Origin of the sequence: Pseudomonas bijieensis (genome assembly GCF_013347965.1) — a bacterium.
GTDB classification, from domain to species: Bacteria; Pseudomonadota; Gammaproteobacteria; order Pseudomonadales; family Pseudomonadaceae; genus Aquipseudomonas; species Aquipseudomonas bijieensis.
Genome location: NZ_CP048810.1, coordinates 4,823,493 through 4,842,584, shown reverse-complemented (window position 1 = coordinate 4,842,584; position 19,092 = coordinate 4,823,493). Strand labels below are relative to the sequence as shown.

The window sequence follows — 19,092 nt, the reverse complement described above, 5'->3', positions numbered from 1 at the left end:
ATTCAGAATCTCATCGCGAGCAGGCTCGCTCCCACAGGGTTATATGTACATCTCAATCAATGTAGGAGCGAGCCTGCTCGCGATAGGGCCCGCCCAGGCGGCCCACCGATCAGGCCTCATGCAACGGCACCCGCACCGACAGGGTCGTCCCCTCCCCGGGCTCACTGTCCAGGGTCAACCGCCCCCCCATGATCAGCACCCGTTCACGCATGCCGACCAGGCCAAAGGAGGTTGACCGACCTGTATTGGCAATGAAGCCTACACCGTCATCGCTGACTGTCAGACACAATTCGTCGCCTTCCTGAACCAGCGTCAGCTCCACAGTATGTGCTTGGGCATGGCGCATCACATTGGTCAGCGCCTCCTGGAGAATCCGAAACAGGCCGATGGCCTTGGCGTCGCTCAGGGCTGGCAAGTTGTCCGGCACCTGCACCAGGCACGGGATCTGCGTACGCGCCTCGAAGCGCCGGGCCTGCCATTCGATGGCCGAGGCGATACCGGCATCGAGGATCGGCGGGCGCAACGCCGTCGCCACGTCCCGCACCAGTTGGAACAACTGGGCAATCAGGCGCTTCATGCTGTTAAGCCGCTCATGCAGGCCAGGGTCGAGTTGTGCGTAGGCCAATTCACACATGGATGTTTCAAGTTTCAACACCGTCAGCATCTGACCCAGCTCGTCGTGGACTTCCCGGGCAATACGCGCCTTTTCCTCTTCCCGCACGCTTTCCAGGTGCGCCGACAACTCGCGCAACTGCTCCCGGGAGCTGGCCAGTTCCAGTTCGATACGTTTGCTTGCGGTGATGTCCCAGACGATACCGTCCCAGACGTAGGCGCCATCTTCGAGACGACGGGTGATCGCCTTGATCTCGGCCCAGCGCTCCTGGCCTTCACGGGTCAGGATGCGGCCCTGCCATGACCAGTCGCTGTCGGTGTCCAGCGCCTGGTCCTGGGTACGGTGATAGTCGGCCTTGTCCTGCGGATGCACCAGGCTGCGCAGCCCGGTGTCGCTGCGGGCCAGGGTCGCGGGGGAATAGCCCACCAGGCTTTCGCTGCCTTCGCTGATGTAGGCAAAATCGATCTGGCCGGTCACGGGTGCCCGCTCCAGGCGAAAGACCAGGCCTGGCACGTTGGCAGCGATGCCTTGCAAGCGCGCCTCGCTTTCACGCAGCGCCGCCAACGCACGCCGGCGTTCGGTCACGTCGTTGAGGTAAACCACCAGGTATTCGGCGTCGCGAAAGCGCAAAAAACTCAAGGAAACGTCGGCCGGCAGGATGCTGCCGTCGGCACGCACGCATTCGGTCTCGAAACTTTGCGGCCCTTCGTCACTGGCCCGGGCGCGCTTCCACAAATTGAGCCAGCGATCCATGTGCAGGCCGGGCTCGAAGTCGATCAAGGGCCGATCGATGATGGCACCCGGCGCATAGCCGAGCATGGTCTCCGCCGCTCGGTTGGCATAACGCACGTGGCTGTCCCAATTGACCCATAGGATACCGACCGTGCTTTGATCGATGGAAAACTGCGTCAGGCGCAAGGCTTCCTCGCTGGCCGTACGCTGGGCAATGTCCTCCCGCGCGGCACGCAGGCGGCGCTCCAGTGCGCGTTGCTGGCGGCGCTGCCAGAACACGATGGCAACGCTGCTGAGCAACAGGGCCAGCATCAGCAGGGTCAGGTTCTGCCAGAAACCCGGAGTCTCGGTCAGACGCGGGTATTTCGGCTTGAGCCAACGGCTGTGCAGTTGCTCCAGCTCCTTGGCGGGGATCGCCTGCAAACCGCTGTCGATGATCTCGGCCAGTTCCGGCCAGTCCCGGCGCGTGGCCACCCGTAGCAACTGCGGCAGGCCGATGTCGCCCACCACCGCCAGCTCGGCGAATTCGGGCTCGACCATCAACCGCCCGAGCTGTGCCTCATCGACCACCGCATATCGCGCCTGCTGGGTCAGCAACAATTGCAGGGCCTCGCGCTCCATCGGCACACCTTGCAGATTCAGCGTCGGGTAGTTGCTGCGCAGGTAATCGGCCGTGGCGCTGGGCATGCGTACCGCGACCCGGGCCTGGGTGTCGAGCTTTTCCAACTCCACCCCCTCGGCGCCTTTCTGCCCGCCGACGATCAATTGCGGCACGCGCATGTAGGGATCGGAAAACTGCCAGAGCTTGAGCCCACTCGGGGACTGGGTCAGGCCCGGAGCGACGTCCACCTCGCCGGCGCGCACCGCCGCTTCCAGTTGCGCCACGTCCTGGAAATTGCGCCAGGTCAGCTCGACGTTCAGCGCCTTGCCCAGCCATTGCATCAACTCGACGTTGGTGCCGGACAAACGCTGCAAACGCCGGTCGTATTGCGCATAGGGTGCCTGCAATACCAGGCCGACCCGCCATTGCGGATGTTGCACCAGCCATTGGCGCTGCCCGGCATTCAATTGCACCCCGTGCGCCGACGGCGCGGGCGCAGCCCACGCCATCAAGGGAAGCCATAAACAGCCGATAACCCACAGGCAGCAAAAACGCATCATCGAAGTCTCATGCACTGACAAATACTGACCAACCCATTAGGCTGCCGGAAATACTTCTGGTCATGGAATATCCGATGCCCTCTGTTTATCGCCTGGCGTTGCCAGCATTGTGCCTGTCGCTGATCCTGCCAAGTGCCTTTTCTGTGCAGGCCAGCGAAGCCGCACCCGCCGCCGCGGAACAACCTGCCGAGGAAAAGCCCGTCGAGCGCCAGCCTTTGCTTGAGCGTAGCCAGGAAGAAGCGACCGCACTTGAACGAAAAGTCCCGGCCCAGGAACAGCAACAATTACAGACCGGCAGCGATGCCTTCCTGGCGCTGTGGAAACCGGCCAATACCAGCGACCCCAAGGGCGCAGTCATCATAATCCCCGGCGCCGGTGAAACAGCTGACTGGCCTCAAGTTATCGGCCCTTTGCGTAAAAAGTTGCCCGATGTTGAGTGGAGCAGCCTGAGTATCACCCTGCCAGACCTGCAAAGCGACGTCATTGCAGCGCGCGTGGTGGAAACGCCACCGGAGACCAAACCGGCCGACACCGCAGCCGCAGCACCTGACGCCACCACCGCAGCACCGATCGAGCAGGTGGCGGGAGGAGAAGCCGACGCGACCGATCCGGTCGTCGCCCAAACCGATGAAGAACACGCCAAGGCCGATGCCGAGCGTATTTTCACCCGCATCGACGCGGCACTGGCCTACGCCGAACAGCAAAGTGCCCGCCGCATCGTACTGCTGGGCCATGGCACCGGCGCTTATTGGGCTGCGCGCTACTTGAGCGAAAAACAGCCCTCGCAAGTCGAACGCTTCGTGATGGTCGCCGCCCAGACTCCGGTCACCGCCAAGCCTGCCCTGGCCGAACTGACCCCGACCTTGAAACTGGCGACCGCCGACATTTTCTACATGGACAAGGCGCTGGATCGCAACGCGGCGCTGGAGCGCTTGCAGGCAAGCAAACGCTTGAAGGGTTCGACTTTCAGCCAGGTGTCCCTCAAGGCCTTGCCGAACCCGTCGGCAGAGCAGGAGCAGCTGTTTCGTCGGGTTCGGGGTTGGTTGAATCCGCAGAAACCGGGTGAATGAGAATCACGGCAGACATCAGGCCGGAAACAGAATGTGGCGAGGGGATTTATCCCCTCGCCACATTTGCTCCCCCGCAGGGCTAGCGAAAATCCCGCCGTTCGCGAATCAAGCGATAGGCGTTATGCAGCTCCCGAGTCTTGTCGGTGGCCTCGCGAACCTGCAATGGCGTCGCCCCGCTGCCAGCAATCTTGTCCGGGTGGTGACGACTGAGCAGGCGTCGGTAGGCCCGCTTGATCTGCGACGGCTCACTGGTAGCAGAAACCCCCAGCAAACGCATCGCCTCCTGATACGTTATGCCACTGCTGGGCGGCGCCAGTTTCTGCGGTTCGTATTCGCCCGCCAATGCCTGGACCTGTTGCTGCGTCCAGCCCAGCCACTTGCCCCACCGGGCAATCAATTCACGCTCACCTGGCCCCGCCCGCCCATCGGCCCAGACCATCCGCCAGCAGGCCCGCAGCACACCTTCCGCCGCATGCGGCTGAGTGCTGAGGCGACGTAGATAACCGCGTAAGTGATCGTTCCCGGATTTGCCTCGGTTGAACGCCGCGATCGCCCGGCGTTGCGCCGACTCGCTCAAGTCCAGGGCTCGCATTTCCTGGCGAGCCTGCTGAATGTGACCGTCGACCACGCGCCCATCGCATTTGGCCAGGCGCCCCAGCAATACAAACAACAACTCATCGTTGCGCAGTGCCGGGCGTCCACCCAGACGCTCCCGTACCTGCGCCCAGCCCTGCAGGTTCAGGCGCCGATCCAGGGCCTGTCCCAACAACGCCCCAAGCATGGCCCCCGGAATGCTGGCTATGGCAAAGCCCGCCCCGGCTCCAATCAGAGTCCCTGGCCACCACATATCAACCGCTCGCTTCTATCAAGGTTTCGACCTGCGCCAAACGTTCGTGGGTACCGACATCGACCCAATGCCCTTTCAGGTGCTCGCCACTGACGCGCTCCTCGGCCATGGCCGCGCGCAACAGCGGTGCGAGCTTGAACGCACCGCCCGTGCAACCGTCGAACAAACGCGGATGCAGGACGGCAATGCCGCTATAGGTCAGGTTGTCGGCAGGCGTTCGCCCATCGTGAACCTTTCCGTCGGCCAGGATGAAATCGCCGTCTGGGTGATGCTCCGGATTATCGACCAACACCAGATGCGCCAGCCCTTTTAGCGGCCTGCGCAACGCGCTGAAATCGTAGTCGGTCCAGATATCGCCGTTTACCACCACGAACGCTTCATCGCCCAACAGCGGCAAGGCCCGGAAGATTCCACCGCCGGTCTCCAGCGGCTCGCCTTCGGGCGAAAACCGAATACTCACGCCAAACCGTGAACCGTCTCCCAGGTGATCTTCGATCTGCTGGCCGAGCCAGGCGTGATTGATCACGATCTCGGTGAAGCCGGCCCTGGCGAGGGCGCGCAGGTGGTATTCGATCAAGGGAATGCCACCCACGCGAATCAACGGCTTTGGCGTGGTCAGGGTCAGGGGGCGCATGCGCTCGCCCTTGCCCGCCGCCAGGATCATCGCCTTCATGCCGTCGCTCCAGCCGATTGCCGCAGGCTGCCAAGCAGTTCATCGAGCGGAGCCAGTTCCGGACGACGGGCGATGACCGCTTCTATATAAGCAAAGAACCGCGGCACATCACCGAGGTAACGTGGCTTGCCATCACGATGGCAAATACGCGCGAAGATCCCGATGACCTTGAGGTGGCGCTGCACACCCATCAAGTCGCTGGCCCGCAGGAAATCCTCGAAATCCGGCTGGACTGGAATGCCGAGGGCGCCGGCCTGTTGCCAGTAATTCTCCAGCCAGCCCCGCACGCGGGCCTCGGGCCAACTGAGGAAAGCATCCTTGAACAGGCAGGTCACGTCGTAGGTAACCGGGCCATAGACCGCATCCTGAAAGTCCAGCACGCCAGGATTCGGTGCGCTGAGCATCAGGTTGCGCGGCATGTAGTCGCGGTGCACCAGCACTTTGGGCTGGGCCAGGGCGCTGTCGATCAGAAGCTCGGAGGCCTGTTGCCAGAGTTGCTGCTGGGTCGAGTCGAACTCGATGCCCAACTCGCGCTTGACGTACCACTCGGGGAACAATTCCAGCTCCCGACGCAGCAACGCGACATCGTAGCTCGGCAGCGGCGCGACCATCGGCAATTGCTGGAAAGCCAGCAAGGCTTGCAGGGCATCGCCGAATAAATCGTCGGCATTTTCGCCGTTGATCACGTCCAGATAGGTCTGATTGCCCAGGTCATTGAGCAAAAGAAAGCCGCGCTCGAGGTCTTCGGCATAAATTTTCGGCACGTTAATGCCGGATTTAGCCAGCAAAAAAGCAATATCCACGAAGGGTTTGCAGTTTTCCTGGGGCGGTGGCGCATCCATTACGATCAAGCTACGGCCCTCGCCTTCCCAGCGGAAATAACGCCGGAAACTCGCGTCACTGCTGGCGGCGGTCAACGTGGCCGGGGGTACGGTGCCCCAGCCCTGTTGAGTGAAAAGGATCGGCAGTTGTTCATCGAGCCAAACTTTCAGGTGTTGCAAGCGTACATCTTGGTCGGGCATTGCAAGGGTCTCCGACGGCGCTAGCCGTCAAGCGGGTCATGCTTTATTATCCAGCATCTTTTTCAGACCATCGAGAGGCGTGCGGCCCACACCGCGGGCAGATGGCACGCAGGAAGCCCGGACTAATAAGATGGCATTGAAATCCCCCGCGTTTCGTAAAAAATTTCCGTTGCTGGTCACCGGCAGTCTGCTGGCTCTGCAACCCCTGGCCTCTTCATTCGTCGTCGCGGCGCAGCAGTATGACTGCTCCGTCTCCGCTTCGGGTGCCTGGGACTGTGCGCCCAAGACACCGGCCGCCGCGTTGCCGCCGCGTCCCGTGCATGACGGCAGTGCGGTTTCCGACAGCGGCGCGGCTCCAGCCGACAGCAGCTCGGGCGAGGAAGTCGGCGAAAAGCCGATGCTCGTTACCGAAGCCAAGGGCCGCGGCCTGAAGTCGCGCAGTGCAGACTACAGTCACCTCGACTGGGTTCCGCGCGAGAACCTCACGCCTGCGCAATTGGCTGAGACCGGCCCTTACTGCTCGGGCGCCTACATCGAACCGACTCGTCCTGGCATGAACGACAAGACGGCCAAGAGCGACGCCCCTACCTTCCTTGGCGCCAAGGCGTCACGCTATCAGCAGGAAGAACAGGTGGCGACCCTGGCCGGTGACGTGGTCATGCGCCAGGGCAGCATGCAGGTCGAAGCCGACGAGGCGAGCCTGTACCAGGCCGAGAACCGTGGTGAGCTGAGCGGCAACGTGCGGGTTCGCGACAACGGCGCGCTGATCGTCGGCGACCACGCCGATGTGCAACTGGACACCGGCGAAGCCAAGGTCGACAACGCCGAATACGTGATGCACAAGTCGCGCATCCGCGGTAACGCGCTGTACGCCAAGCGCGCCGAGAACGCGATCATCCGCCTCAAGGACGGTACGTACACCACGTGTGAACCGAACAGCAACGCCTGGACGCTCAAGGGCAATAACATCACCCTGAACCCGGCCACCGGCTTCGGTACCGCGACCAACGTGACGTTGCGGGTCAAGGATTTCCCGGTCCTGTACACGCCGTACATCTATTTCCCGATCGACGACCGTCGCCAGTCCGGCTTCCTGCCACCGACCATCGGCAGCGGCAGCGACACCGGCTTCCTGCTGGTCACCCCGTACTACTTCAACCTGGCGCCGAACTACGATGCCACGTTGTATCCACGCTACATGGCCAAGCGCGGCCTGTTGATGGAAGGCGAGTTCCGCTACCTGACCAAATCCAGCGAAGGCCAGTTCGGCGCGGCGTACCTCAACGACGAAGACGATGAACGTAGCGGGCAGAGCGACTACGACAAGACCCGTTACATGTACAACTGGCAGCACAAGGGCGGCCTCGATTCACGCGTGCTGACGGAAGTCGACTACACCAAGATCAGCGACCCTTACTACTTCCAGGATCTGCAGACCGACCAGATCGGTGTCGAGTCCAGGGACTTCGTGAACCAGCAAGGCGTGGTCAGCTATCGCGGTGATAATTATGTCGCCCGCTTGAATGCCCAGGCTTATCAGATGGCGACGATTTCGAAGATCACGCCTTATAACCGTCTGCCTCAGATCACGTTCGACGGTGAGCTGCCTCAGCATCCATATGGCCTGGACTTCGCTTACAAGACGGAGTTGGTGCGTTTCGATCGTGATTTGCGGACTGGTAACTACACCGATGAAGACGGTAACACCGAGCCTTTCCTCGATACTCGCGTCGCCGGTTTGGCACGGGCTAACGGCGACCGCCTGAACTTGGCGCCTGTCATGAGTTTGCCGATGGAAGCGAGCTATGGCTACATCAAACCATCTCTGAAATACCAGTACACCCAATATGACCTGGATCTGGATAGCAGAGGCAAATCGCAGGTTGCTTCGCAGAGCGCCGAGGCCGATCGCCTGCGCGGAACCTATAGCAGCAGCCAGAGCCGTGGCGTTCCGATCGCCAGCATCGACAGCGGCCTGTACTTCGACCGCGACACGCAATGGTTCGGCACCAACTATCGCCAGACCCTGGAACCACGCCTGTTCTATCTCTATGTACCGGAGAAGGACCAGAGCGATATCCCGGTCTTCGATACCAGCGAGTCGACCTTTAGCTATTCTTCGTTGTTCCGCGATAACCGCTTCACTGGTTCTGACCGTGTCGGGGACGAGAACAAGCTGTCCTTGGGCGTGACCAGCCGCTGGATTGAAGAGAACGGCTTCGAACGCCAACGTCTCGCCGTCGGCCAGGCGTTCTACTTCAAGGATCGCAAGGTCCAACTTCCTGGTATCGACTTTGAGACCCGAGAAGACGCCAAATCGGACGTCTCCCCGTACGCGTTGGAATACGAGTACCGCTGGAACCGCGACTGGCGCACCACCGCCACCTACAACTGGGATCCGGATACCCGCAGCCCTCGTTCGGGCAGCGCGATGTTCCACTACCAGCCGGAAGACAATCCGAACAAGGTTATCAACGCCGGTTATCGCTATCGCAACGACCAGGTCCGTTACGACGAAACCACTGGCCAATGGCAAGTGGGCGGCGGCGACTACGGCAGGCCGGGCGATCCGAACTACGTGAAGGACTACTACAAGATCAAGCAGCACGACTTCTCGGTCATCTGGCCGATCGTGCCGCAGTGGAACGCCATCAGCCGCTGGCAGTATGACTACAACCGCAACCGTACCCTGGAAGCCTTCGGTGGTTTCGAATACGACAACTGCTGCTGGAAACTGCGCCTGATCAACCGTTACTGGGTCGACTATGAAGAGTTCAGTCAAGCCGCCCCGGAAAACGAAAAAGGCGACCACGGCATCTTCCTCCAAATTGTTCTGAAGGGACTCGGCGGCCTCACCGGCGCCAAGGTAGAGAGCTTCCTCGACAAAGGCATCCAAGGTTATCGTGAACGTGAAGATCAAGCTTTCTGATTGTCTGCGCCCGCTGATGCTGGGCGCGCTGTTCCTGGGTACCGCGGCCAACGCCGCGGTGCAGTCCATCGATAAAGTAGTGGCCATCGTCGACAACGACGTGGTCATGCAGAGCCAGTTGGACCAGCGCGTCCATGAAGTGCAGCAAACCATCGCCAAGCGCGGCGGTGGCTTGCCGCCAGCGGGTGTACTGGACCAGCAAGTGCTCGAACGCCTGATCGTCGAAAACCTGCAACTGCAGATCGGCGAACGCTCCGGCATTCGTATCACCGATGAAGAACTGAACCAGGCCGTCGGCACCATTGCCCAGCGCAATAACATGAGCATCGACCAGTTCCGCGCCGCCCTGGCTCGCGACGGCCTCTCCTACGAGGACGCCCGCGATCAGATCCGCCGCGAGATGGTCATCAGCCGTGTGCGCCAGCGCCGTGTCGCCGAACGCATCCAGGTGTCCGAGCAGGAAGTGAAGAATTTCCTCGCGTCCGACCTGGGCAAAATGCAGCTTTCCGAAGAACTGCACCTGACGAACATCCTGATTCCTACCCCGGAAAGCGCTAACTCCGAAGCGATCCAGAGTGCTTATCGCCAGGCGATGGATGTCTACCAGCAGCTCAAGCAAGGCGCTGACTTCGGCCAGATGGCCATTGCCAAGTCGGGCAGCGACAATGCCCTGGAAGGCGGCGACATGGGTTGGCGCAAGCCTGCTCAACTGCCGCCTCCGTTCGACCGTGAACTGAGCGCCATGGCCGTGGGCGACATCACCCAGCCAGCTCGTACGCCCGGCGGTTTCATCATCCTGAAAGTGCTGGAAAAACGCGGTGGCGGAACCCAGGTCCGTGACGAAGTGCATGTTCGCCACATCCTGATCAAGCCAAGTGAAATCCGCAGCGAAGCCGAGACCAAGCGTCTGGCGGAGAAACTCTACGACCGCATCGAAGCGGGCGAAGACTTCGCCGAACTGGCGAAGAGTTTCTCGGAAGACCCGGGATCGGCCCTCAACGGCGGCGACCTGAACTGGGTCGACCCGAATGCACTGGTTCCGGAGTTCCGCCAAGTCATGGCCGACACCCCGCAAGGCCAGCTGTCCAAACCGTTCAAGAGCCCTTATGGCTGGCACGTGCTGGAAGTCCTTGGCCGCCGCGCCACCGACAGCACCACCCAGGCTCGCGAACAACAGGCGATGACCGTGTTGCGCAACCGCAAATACGACGAAGAGCTGCAAACCTGGCTGCGTCAGATTCGCGACGAAGCCTACGTTGAAATCAAACTCCCTGGTGCAGACCAGGCAGCGCAGTGAAACCCAAGCGTTTCGCGCTGACACCCGGCGAACCAGCCGGCATCGGTCCCGACCTGTGCCTGCTGCTCGCCTCGCAACCCCAGCCGTATCCCCTGATTGCCATTACCAGTCGCGACCTGCTCCTTGAGCGGGCCGCGCAGCTGGGGGTGGTCGTCGACCTGCTGCCGGTAACACCGCAAGCCTGGCCGAATGTCCCGGCGCCCGCCAACAGCCTGTACGTCTGGGATACGTCCCTGGGCGCGCCGGTCGTCACCGGGCAGCTGGACAAGGCCAACGCCGCGTTCGTCCTGCAAACTCTGACCCGCGCAGGCGAAGGCTGCCTGGACGGGACTTTCGCAGGCATGATCACCGCTCCGGTGCACAAGGGCGTGATCAACGAATCCGGGATTGCCTTTTCCGGCCACACCGAATTCCTGGCCGACCTGACCCACACCGCGCAAGTGGTGATGATGCTCGCGACCCGCGGCCTGCGTGTGGCCTTGGTGACCACTCACCTGCCCTTGCGGGACATCGCCGACGCCATCACCCCGGAACGCCTTGAGCGGGTCACGCGCATCCTGCACGCCGACCTCCAGGAAAAATTCGGCATCGCCCGGCCACGCATCCTGGTCTGCGGGCTCAATCCCCATGCCGGTGAAGGCGGACACCTGGGCCGTGAAGAAATCGACATCATCGAACCCACCTTGGAGCGCTTGCGCAGCGAGGGCATGGACCTGCGTGGCCCGCTGCCTGCCGACACTCTGTTTACCCCAAAATATCTGGAGCACTGCGACGCGGTGCTGGCGATGTACCACGACCAGGGCCTGCCCGTGCTGAAGTACAAAGGCTTCGGCGCAGCGGTCAACATAACGTTGGGCCTGCCGATCATCCGCACCTCCGTGGACCACGGTACCGCCCTGGACCTGGCCGGCAGCGGCAAGATCGATACCGGCAGCCTGCAAGTCGCGCTGGAAACCGCCTACCAGATGGCCGAGACCCATTTATGACCGAGCAATACCAACACCGCGCGCGCAAGCGCTTCGGCCAGAACTTCCTGCATGACGCCGGCGTGATCGATCGCATCTTGCGTTCCATCCGGGCCAAGCCCGACGATCGCCTGCTGGAAATCGGACCGGGCCAGGGCGCCCTGACCGAAGGCCTGCTCGACAGCGGCGCACAACTGGACGTGGTGGAACTGGACAAGGACCTGGTCCCGATCCTCAACCAGCAGTTCGCCGGCAGGAGCAATTTCAACCTGCACCAGGGCGACGCACTGAAGTTCGACTTCAATAGCCTGGACGCCGCGCCGAGCAGCCTGCGGGTGGTGGGAAACCTGCCATACAACATCTCCACGCCGCTGATTTTCCACCTGCTGAGCAACGCCAGCCTGATCCGCGACATGCACTTCATGCTGCAGAAAGAAGTGGTCGAGCGCCTCGCCGCCGGCCCGGGTGGTGGCGATTGGGGTCGGCTGTCGATCATGGTCCAGTACCATTGCCGGGTCGAACATCTGTTCAACGTCGGCCCGGGCGCATTCAACCCGCCGCCGAAGGTCGACTCGGCCATCGTCCGCCTGGTACCCCATGCCATCCTGCCGCACCCGGCCAAGGATCATCGCCTGCTGGAGCGGGTGGTGCGCGAAGCGTTCAACCAACGACGCAAAACCTTGCGCAACACCTTGAAACTTTTGCTCAGCAGCGCTGAAATCGAAGCCGCCGGCGTCGATGGCAGCCTGCGCCCCGAGCAACTGGACCTGGCAGCTTTCGTGCGCCTGGCCGACAAGCTCAGCGAACAGGTCGCCCCGCAAGTCGACGCCAACTGAGCGGACGACGATCGCTATCGGGCAGTACGCCAGTCTGGCCTACTACCCGATACTTGGCCTAGACTGATCGTCTGAGTCGCGCCCGCGTCCCGCTTCGCTTTTAAGGCCTTTTTGCATGTCCGATCCTCGTTACCAGGTCGACGTCAGCGTCACCACACGTTTTCTGGCAGAACAGTCGCAACCCGAGCATGACCGCTTCGCCTTCGCCTACAGCATTACCGTGCGCAATAACGGCTCCTTGCCCGCCAGGCTGCTGTCGCGGCACTGGATCATCACCGACGGCGATGGCCATGTCGAAGAAGTGCGTGGCGAAGGCGTGGTTGGCCAACAGCCGTTGATCGACGCCGGCAAAAGCCACAGCTACAGCAGCGGAACGGTGATGACGACCAAGGTCGGTACCATGCAGGGCACCTACCAGATGCTGGCCGAGGACGGCAAACGCTTCGACGCCGTCATCAAGCCCTTTCGCCTGGCCGTGCCCGGAGCCCTGCACTAATGGCCACGTACGCGGTCGGTGACCTGCAAGGCTGCCTCGACCCGCTCAAATGCCTGCTGGAGCGCGTCGAGTTCGATCCGCAAAAAGACACGCTGTGGCTGGTGGGTGACCTGGTCAACCGCGGCCCGCAGTCCCTCGAGACGTTGCGTTTTCTCTACAGCATCCGCCAGTCGCTGGTGTGCGTGCTCGGCAACCACGACCTGCATCTGCTGGCCGCCTGGCAGAACATCGAACGCCTGAAAAAATCCGATACCCTGAACGAAATACTCGCGGCCCCCGATTGCGTCGAGCTGCTGGAGTGGTTGCGCCAGCAAAAGCTCATGCACTACGACGAAGCGCGCAACCTGGCGCTGGTCCATGCTGGCATCCCGCCCCAATGGTCCCTGCGCAAGGCACTCAAATGCGCTGGCGAGGTCGAGCAGGCATTGCGCGACGACAATCTGTTCGCCCCCTACCTGGATGGCATGTACGGTAACGAGCCGGTCAAGTGGGACAACGACCTCACCGGTAGCGCCCGTCTTCGGGTCATCACCAATTACTTCACGCGCATGCGTTTCTGCACCCGCGACGGCAAGCTCGATCTCAAGGGCAAGGAAGGCATCGAGACCGCACCGCCTGGCTACGCCCCCTGGTTCAAGCACAGCGAGCGCAAGACCCGTCACCTGAAGATCATTTTCGGGCACTGGGCGGCACTGGGAGGCCAATCCGACGAGCCCGGCGTCTTCGCGCTCGATACCGGTTGCGTGTGGGGCAGTGCCATGACGCTGATGAACGTCGATACTTTCGAGCAACTGCGTTGCGATTGCGACGAGCAGGGCCACGCTAAAATCCACCACCCGACCACTGCACCATTGCCGGCCGGCACTGCCGTTTGACCGGCGTTGCGTTTCAGCGCTACAGGAGTCCTCATGACCGAATTCAAACGCATCCCCCCGGAACAGGCCCAGGCCCTGCGCGAGCAAGGCGCAGTCGTCGTCGACGTCCGCGACCCAGCCACTTTTGCGGCTGCGCATATCAGTGGTTCCAGGCATCTGGATAACCACTCCATCGCCGACTTCATCCGGGCCGCCGACCTCGACGCACCTACCGTGGTGGTCTGCTATCACGGCAACTCCAGCCAGAGCGCAGCCGCCTACCTGGTCAGCCAGGGCTTCAGTGACGTCTACAGCATGGACGGCGGTTTTGAGTTGTGGCGTACGACTTATCCTTCAGAAATAGCGAAAGGCACTCACGAATAATTTTTTATGCCGTCCCAAGCCCGCGAGAACCGTGGGCTTGAGCACTGGCAGACGAACGGTCTGCCACAACTAATTACGTATTCCACCTTTACCTCTCCGATTCCGAACTATCCTTAGCCTCAGGCCATCCAAAACAGGGGAGAGCCGGTACACCGGCGCACGGGTCATCGGGAGTAAGCTTTCAAGAGCCTGCATTCTTGAAAGCATTCTGGGGGGTAAACAGCAGCTGGGTTCCACCAGCGGCTGACCAGCATCGACTGATTGATCCGCCACCGGCTCCACGTATCGAGCGAGGTGACGTCATGAGTATTTTTAGCCACTTCCAGCAACGTTTCGAGTCCACGCGGCAGGAGGAATACTCGCTGCAGGAATACCTCGAACTCTGCAAACAGGACCGTAGCGCCTACGCATCGGCTGCGGAGCGTCTGTTGCTGGCAATCGGAGAACCGGAACTGCTGGATACCTCGACCAACTCGAGGCTCTCGCGAATCTTTTCCAACAAGGTGATTCGCCGCTATCCGGCCTTTGCAGACTTCCATGGGATGGAAGAATGCATCGAACAGATCGTGTCCTATTTCCGCCATGCCGCCCAAGGCCTGGAAGAGAAGAAGCAAATCCTTTATCTGCTCGGCCCCGTGGGTGGCGGTAAATCGTCCCTGGCCGAAAAACTCAAGCAACTGATCGAAAAAGTGCCCTTCTACGCGATCAAGGGCTCGCCGGTGTTCGAATCGCCCCTGGGCCTCTTCAACGCCACAGAGGACGGCGCGATCCTCGAGGAAGACTTCGGCATTCCACGCCGCTACCTCAATACCATCATGTCGCCATGGGCCACCAAGCGCCTCGCCGAATTCGGTGGTGACATCAGCCAGTTCCGTGTGGTCAAGCTCTACCCTTCGATCCTTAACCAGATCGCAGTGGCCAAGACCGAGCCGGGCGACGAAAACAACCAGGATATTTCGGCCCTGGTGGGCAAGGTCGATATCCGCAAGCTGGAAGAATTCCCACAGAACGACGCCGATGCCTACAGCTACTCGGGTGCGCTGTGCCGGGCCAACCAGGGCCTGATGGAGTTCGTCGAAATGTTCAAGGCGCCCATCAAGGTGCTGCACCCCCTGCTGACCGCCACCCAGGAAGGCAACTACAACAGCACCGAGGGCCTGGGGGCCATTCCGTTCACCGGCATCCTGCTGGCTCACTCCAACGAGTCGGAATGGCATACCTTCCGCAACAACAAGAACAACGAGGCCTTCATCGACCGGATCTACATCGTCAAGGTGCCGTACTGCCTGCGGGTGACCGACGAAGTGAAGATCTACGACAAGCTGCTGTTCAACAGCTCGCTGTCCAAGGCCCATTGCGCCCCTGACACGCTGAAGATGCTGGCCCAGTTCACGGTGCTGTCGCGCCTCAAGGAGCCGGAAAACTCCAACATCTATTCGAAGATGCGTGTGTACGACGGTGAAAACCTCAAGGACACCGATCCGAAGGCCAAGTCGATCCAGGAATACCGCGACAACGCGGGGGTCGATGAAGGCATGAACGGTCTGTCCACACGCTTCGCGTTCAAGATCCTGTCCAAGGTGTTCAACTTCGACCCTCACGAGATCGCGGCCAACCCGGTTCACTTGCTGTATGTGCTGGAACAGCAGATCGAGCAGGAGCAATTCCAGGCCGAAACCCGCGAGCGTTACCTGCGCTTCCTCAAGGAGTACCTGGCCCCGCGCTACATCGAGTTCATCGGCAAGGAAATCCAGACCGCATACCTGGAGTCCTACAGCGAATACGGCCAGAACATCTTCGACCGCTACGTTCTGTACGCAGACTTCTGGATCCAGGACCAGGAATACCGCGACCCGGAAACCGGCGAAATACTCAATCGCGTGGCCCTCAACGAAGAGCTGGAGAAAATCGAGAAACCGGCAGGCATCAGCAATCCGAAGGACTTCCGCAACGAGATCGTCAACTTCGTGCTGCGCGCCCGAGCCAACAACAACGGCAAGAACCCAACCTGGCTCAGCTATGAAAAGCTGCGGGTGGTCATCGAGAAGAAAATGTTCTCCAACACCGAAGACCTGCTGCCAGTCATCAGCTTCAACGCCAAGGCCAGCAAGGAGGACCAGCAAAAAACACAACGACTTCGTTACACGCATGGTCGAACGTGGCTACACCGACAAACAGGTACGGCTGCTCTCCGAGTGGTACCTGCGGGTCCGGAAATCGCAGTAAGCAGCGGCAAGCTTCTAGCTACAAGCTGCAAGGAACGGCGTTGAGCCCAAGGCTCGACGCCACTCCTCTTGCAGCCTGAGGCTTACGACTTGAAGCTCCCCCGGAGGGGCCTATGAGCTATGTGATCGACCGACGCCTTAATGGCAAGAACAAGAGCACGGTGAACCGCCAGCGGTTTCTGCGGCGCTACCGTGACCACATCAAGAAGGCCGTCGAAGAGGCGGTCAGCCGGCGCTCCATTACCGACATGGAGCACGGCGAACAGATCAGCATCCCCGGCCGCGATATCGACGAGCCGGTGCTTCATCATGGCCGCGGCGGCAAACAGACCGTCGTGCACCCAGGCAACAAGGAATTCACCAGTGGCGAGCACATCCCCCCGTCCCCAGGGTGGTGGTGGCGGCAAAGGGCCCGGTAAAGCCGGCAACTCCGGCGAAGGCATGGATGAGTTCGTGTTCCAGATCACCCAGGAGGAATTCCTGGAGTTCATGTTCGAGGACCTGGAACTGCCGAACCTGGTCAAGCGCAACCTGACCGGCACCGACACCTTCAAGACCGTGCGGGCCGGTATCAGCAATGAAGGCAATCCGTCACGCATCAATATCATCCGCACCCTCCGCTCCGCCCACGCACGGCGTATCGCGCTGTCGGGCAGCAGCCGGGCAAAACTGCGCGAGGCCAAGGAAGAACTGGCCCGCCTGAAACGCGAAGAACCCGACAATTTTGGCGATATTCAGGACCTGGAAGCGGAAATCGAGAAACTCAGCGCACGCATCCACCGCGTACCGTTCCTCGACACCTTCGACCTCAAGTACAACCTGCTGGTGAAACAGCCAAACCCCAGCTCCAAGGCGGTGATGTTCTGCCTGATGGACGTATCCGGCTCCATGACCCAGGCCACCAAGGACATCGCCAAACGCTTCTTCATCCTGTTGTACCTGTTCCTGAAGCGGAACTATGACAAGATCGATGTAGTGTTCATCCGCCACCACACCAGCGCCAGGGAAGTGGACGAAGAGGAATTCTTCTACTCCAGGGAGACCGGCGGCACCATTGTCTCCAGCGCCCTGAAGCTGATGCAGGAGATCATGGCCGAACGCTACCCCGCCAACGAATGGAACATCTATGCAGCCCAGGCGTCGGACGGCGACAACTGGAATGACGACTCACCGATCTGTCGCGACATCCTGATCAACCAGATCATGCCATTCGTCCAGTACTACACTTATGTGGAGATTACTCCACGCGAACATCAGGCCCTGTGGTACGAATACGAACGGATAGCCGAAGCTTTTTCCGACACATTTGCCCAACAGCAACTGGTCTCGGCCGGGGATATCTACCCGGTCTTCCGTGAACTCTTCCAGCGCAGGTTAGTGACATGACCGCCAAAAAAGAGCAGAAGCGCCAGCCCATTTCCACCGGCTCCGAATGGACGTTCGAGCTGATCAAGGCCTACGACCGCGAAATCAGCCGTATCGCGGACCGCTACGCCCTCGACACCTACCCGAACCAGATCGAGGTGATCACCGCCGAGCAAATGATGGACGCCTATGCGTCGGTCGGCATGCCGCTGGGCTATCACCACTGGTCCTACGGCAAGCACTTCCTCAGTACCGAGAAATCCTACAGTCGAGGCCAGATGGGACTGGCCTATGAGATCGTCATCAACTCCGACCCCTGCATCGCCTACCTGATGGAGGAAAACACCATCTGCATGCAGGCCCTGGTGGTGGCGCATGCCTGCTATGGGCACAACAGCTTCTTCAAGGGCAACTACCTGTTCCGCACCTGGACCGATGCCAGCTCGATCATCGATTACCTGGTGTTTGCCAAGCAGTACATCATGCAGTGCGAGGAGCGCCATGGCATCGACGCGGTGGAGGACCTCCTGGACTCCTGCCACGCCCTGATGAACTACGGCGTGGACCGCTACAAACGGCCGTATCCGATTTCCGCCGAAGAAGAACGCCGGCGCCAAAAGGACCGCGAAGAGCACCTGCAAAAACAGATCAACGATCTGTGGCGCACCATTCCCAAGGGTGCAGACAAGTACAACGAAAAAGACAATGCTCGTTTTCCTGCCGAGCCCCAGGAGAACATTCTCTATTTCATTGAAAAACATGCGCCCCTGTTGGAACCGTGGCAGCGGGAAATCGTGCGTATCGTGCGTAAGATCGCCCAGTATTTCTATCCACAACGCCAAACCCAGGTCATGAACGAGGGATGGGCCACGTTCTGGCACTACACGCTGATGAACGACCTGTACGACGAGGGCCTGGTTACCGACGGCTTCATGATGGAGTTCCTGACGTCCCACACCAGCGTGGTGTTCCAACCTGGTTTCGACAGCCCGTACTACAGCGGCATCAACCCTTACGCACTGGGTTTCGCCATGTACCGCGACATCCGCCGCATGTGCGAAAACCCTACCGAGGAAGATCGTCGCTGGTTCCCGGAAATCGCCGGTTCGGACTGGTTGTCCGCCATTAAATTCGCCATGAGCAGTTTCAAGGACGAAAGCTTCATCTTGCAGTACCTCTCGCCCAAGGTGATCCGCGACCTGAAATTGTTCAGCATTCTGGATGATGACCAGAAAGATGACTTGGTAGTGCCCGCCATTCACGATGAGAGCGGCTATCGCATCATCCGCGAAACCCTGGCGGCGCAGTACAACCTGGGCAATCGCGAGCCCAACGTGCAGATCTACAGCATCGACCGCCGCGGCGATCGCTCGCTGACCCTGCGGCACCAGGCGCACAACCGCAAACCACTGGGTGACTCCACCGATGAAGTGCTCAAGCACCTGCACCGGCTCTGGGGTTTCGACATCCACCTGGAAACCCTGCAAGGCGACCAAGTGATGAAAACCCATCATGTACCTCCCAAAGGCGAACAAGCCGAAGGAGACTATGGCCGCCTGGACCTGGCGGTCATTCATCTTTGATCCCGTTTTCGCCTCCGGAGGTCCGACGCAAAGGTTATCC

General features: G+C 60.7%; 13 protein-coding genes and 2 pseudogenes. 11 read left to right on the top strand and 4 right to left on the bottom strand.

Features of this window, described 5'->3' with window-relative positions:
* Positions 1-109: 109 nt before the first annotated feature.
* Positions 110-2,506: a PAS domain-containing sensor histidine kinase gene (locus tag GN234_RS21190; RefSeq protein WP_116833596.1), complete on the bottom strand. Its 2,397-nt coding sequence runs from the start codon at positions 2,504-2,506 to the stop codon at positions 110-112.
* A 74-nt stretch (positions 2,507-2,580) separates the two neighbouring features.
* On the opposite strand from GN234_RS21190, the gene GN234_RS21185 reads away from it, so the two are divergent.
* Positions 2,581-3,576 carry an alpha/beta hydrolase family protein gene (locus GN234_RS21185; RefSeq protein ID WP_176689023.1) on the top strand — a complete coding sequence of 332 codons (996 nt, stop codon included), beginning with the start codon at positions 2,581-2,583 and terminating at the stop codon, positions 3,574-3,576.
* Between the two features lie 79 nt (positions 3,577-3,655).
* Here the strand turns inward: GN234_RS21185 and GN234_RS21180 are convergent, their stop codons facing one another.
* From GN234_RS21180 to GN234_RS21170, 3 genes are read right to left on the bottom strand one after another with little or no spacing between them, the layout of a single operon-like run.
* The gene (locus tag GN234_RS21180) at positions 3,656-4,423 is read right to left on the bottom strand and encodes a TerB family tellurite resistance protein (RefSeq protein ID WP_109754971.1); all 768 of its coding nucleotides are present in this window, start codon (positions 4,421-4,423) and stop codon (positions 3,656-3,658) included.
* 1 nt (position 4,424) lies between these two features.
* Positions 4,425-5,096 carry an N-acetylmuramate alpha-1-phosphate uridylyltransferase MurU gene (murU, locus tag GN234_RS21175; protein WP_176689022.1) on the bottom strand — a complete coding sequence of 224 codons (672 nt, stop codon included), beginning with the start codon at positions 5,094-5,096 and terminating at the stop codon, positions 4,425-4,427.
* Positions 5,093-6,118 carry an aminoglycoside phosphotransferase family protein gene (locus GN234_RS21170; protein WP_109754973.1) on the bottom strand — a complete coding sequence of 342 codons (1,026 nt, stop codon included), beginning with the start codon at positions 6,116-6,118 and terminating at the stop codon, positions 5,093-5,095. Before GN234_RS21170 ends, murU begins: the two co-directional genes overlap by 4 nt.
* A gap of 130 nt (positions 6,119-6,248) precedes the next feature.
* Here GN234_RS21170 and GN234_RS21165 point away from each other — a divergent pair, with 130 nt between their 5' ends.
* The 10 genes and pseudogenes from GN234_RS21165 (at position 6,249) to GN234_RS21120 (ending at position 19,052) form a co-directional block, all read left to right on the top strand.
* Positions 6,249-9,047: an LPS-assembly protein LptD gene (locus GN234_RS21165; RefSeq protein ID WP_176689021.1), complete on the top strand. Its 2,799-nt coding sequence runs from the start codon at positions 6,249-6,251 to the stop codon at positions 9,045-9,047.
* On the top strand, positions 9,028-10,344 hold the full coding sequence (surA, locus tag GN234_RS21160; RefSeq protein ID WP_176689020.1) for a peptidylprolyl isomerase SurA: 1,317 nt from the start codon (positions 9,028-9,030) through the stop codon (positions 10,342-10,344). The genes GN234_RS21165 and surA overlap by 20 nt, the downstream gene beginning before the upstream one ends.
* Positions 10,341-11,330 carry a 4-hydroxythreonine-4-phosphate dehydrogenase PdxA gene (gene pdxA / locus GN234_RS21155; protein ID WP_176689019.1) on the top strand — a complete coding sequence of 330 codons (990 nt, stop codon included), beginning with the start codon at positions 10,341-10,343 and terminating at the stop codon, positions 11,328-11,330. Before surA ends, pdxA begins: the two co-directional genes overlap by 4 nt.
* Positions 11,327-12,145 (top strand): 16S rRNA (adenine(1518)-N(6)/adenine(1519)-N(6))-dimethyltransferase RsmA, encoded by an 819-nt coding sequence (gene rsmA / locus GN234_RS21150; protein WP_163856378.1) that lies wholly within the window; start codon positions 11,327-11,329, stop codon positions 12,143-12,145. Before pdxA ends, rsmA begins: the two co-directional genes overlap by 4 nt.
* Before the next feature lie 115 nt (positions 12,146-12,260).
* Positions 12,261-12,641 carry a Co2+/Mg2+ efflux protein ApaG gene (gene apaG / locus GN234_RS21145; RefSeq protein WP_003206172.1) on the top strand — a complete coding sequence of 127 codons (381 nt, stop codon included), beginning with the start codon at positions 12,261-12,263 and terminating at the stop codon, positions 12,639-12,641.
* A complete protein-coding gene (locus tag GN234_RS21140) occupies positions 12,641-13,516 on the top strand; it encodes a symmetrical bis(5'-nucleosyl)-tetraphosphatase (protein WP_109754977.1) in 876 nt (291 codons plus the stop codon). Before apaG ends, GN234_RS21140 begins: the two co-directional genes overlap by 1 nt.
* A gap of 33 nt (positions 13,517-13,549) precedes the next feature.
* Positions 13,550-13,879, top strand: coding sequence for a thiosulfate sulfurtransferase GlpE (glpE, locus tag GN234_RS21135; protein WP_109754978.1), 330 nt, complete (start codon positions 13,550-13,552; stop codon positions 13,877-13,879).
* A gap of 302 nt (positions 13,880-14,181) precedes the next feature.
* Positions 14,182-16,105: pseudogene (locus GN234_RS21130) on the top strand (PrkA family serine protein kinase).
* Between the two features lie 112 nt (positions 16,106-16,217).
* Positions 16,218-17,490 (top strand): annotated as a pseudogene (locus tag GN234_RS21125) (YeaH/YhbH family protein).
* A complete protein-coding gene (locus GN234_RS21120) occupies positions 17,487-19,052 on the top strand; it encodes a SpoVR family protein (protein ID WP_092255206.1) in 1,566 nt (521 codons plus the stop codon). The pseudogene GN234_RS21125 and the gene GN234_RS21120 overlap by 4 nt, the downstream one beginning before the upstream one ends.
* The last annotated feature ends 40 nt before the right edge of the window (positions 19,053-19,092 follow it).

What these genes read in the sequence shown, in the direction of transcription:
- GN234_RS21190 (WP_116833596.1), bottom strand. Translation starts at nt 2,506, where the DNA reads ATGATGCGTTTTTGCTGCCTGTGGGTTATCGGCTGTTTATGGCTTCCC.
- GN234_RS21185 (WP_176689023.1), top strand. Translation starts at nt 2,581, where the DNA reads ATGCCCTCTGTTTATCGCCTGGCGTTGCCAGCATTGTGCCTGTCGCTG.
- GN234_RS21180 (WP_109754971.1), bottom strand. Translation starts at nt 4,423, where the DNA reads ATGTGGTGGCCAGGGACTCTGATTGGAGCCGGGGCGGGCTTTGCCATA.
- murU (WP_176689022.1), bottom strand. Translation starts at nt 5,096, where the DNA reads ATGAAGGCGATGATCCTGGCGGCGGGCAAGGGCGAGCGCATGCGCCCC.
- GN234_RS21170 (WP_109754973.1), bottom strand. Translation starts at nt 6,118, where the DNA reads ATGCCCGACCAAGATGTACGCTTGCAACACCTGAAAGTTTGGCTCGAT.
- GN234_RS21165 (WP_176689021.1), top strand. Translation starts at nt 6,249, where the DNA reads ATGGCATTGAAATCCCCCGCGTTTCGTAAAAAATTTCCGTTGCTGGTC.
- rsmA (WP_163856378.1), top strand. Translation starts at nt 11,327, where the DNA reads ATGACCGAGCAATACCAACACCGCGCGCGCAAGCGCTTCGGCCAGAAC.
- apaG (WP_003206172.1), top strand. Translation starts at nt 12,261, where the DNA reads ATGTCCGATCCTCGTTACCAGGTCGACGTCAGCGTCACCACACGTTTT.
- GN234_RS21140 (WP_109754977.1), top strand. Translation starts at nt 12,641, where the DNA reads ATGGCCACGTACGCGGTCGGTGACCTGCAAGGCTGCCTCGACCCGCTC.
- glpE (WP_109754978.1), top strand. Translation starts at nt 13,550, where the DNA reads ATGACCGAATTCAAACGCATCCCCCCGGAACAGGCCCAGGCCCTGCGC.
- GN234_RS21120 (WP_092255206.1), top strand. Translation starts at nt 17,487, where the DNA reads ATGACCGCCAAAAAAGAGCAGAAGCGCCAGCCCATTTCCACCGGCTCC.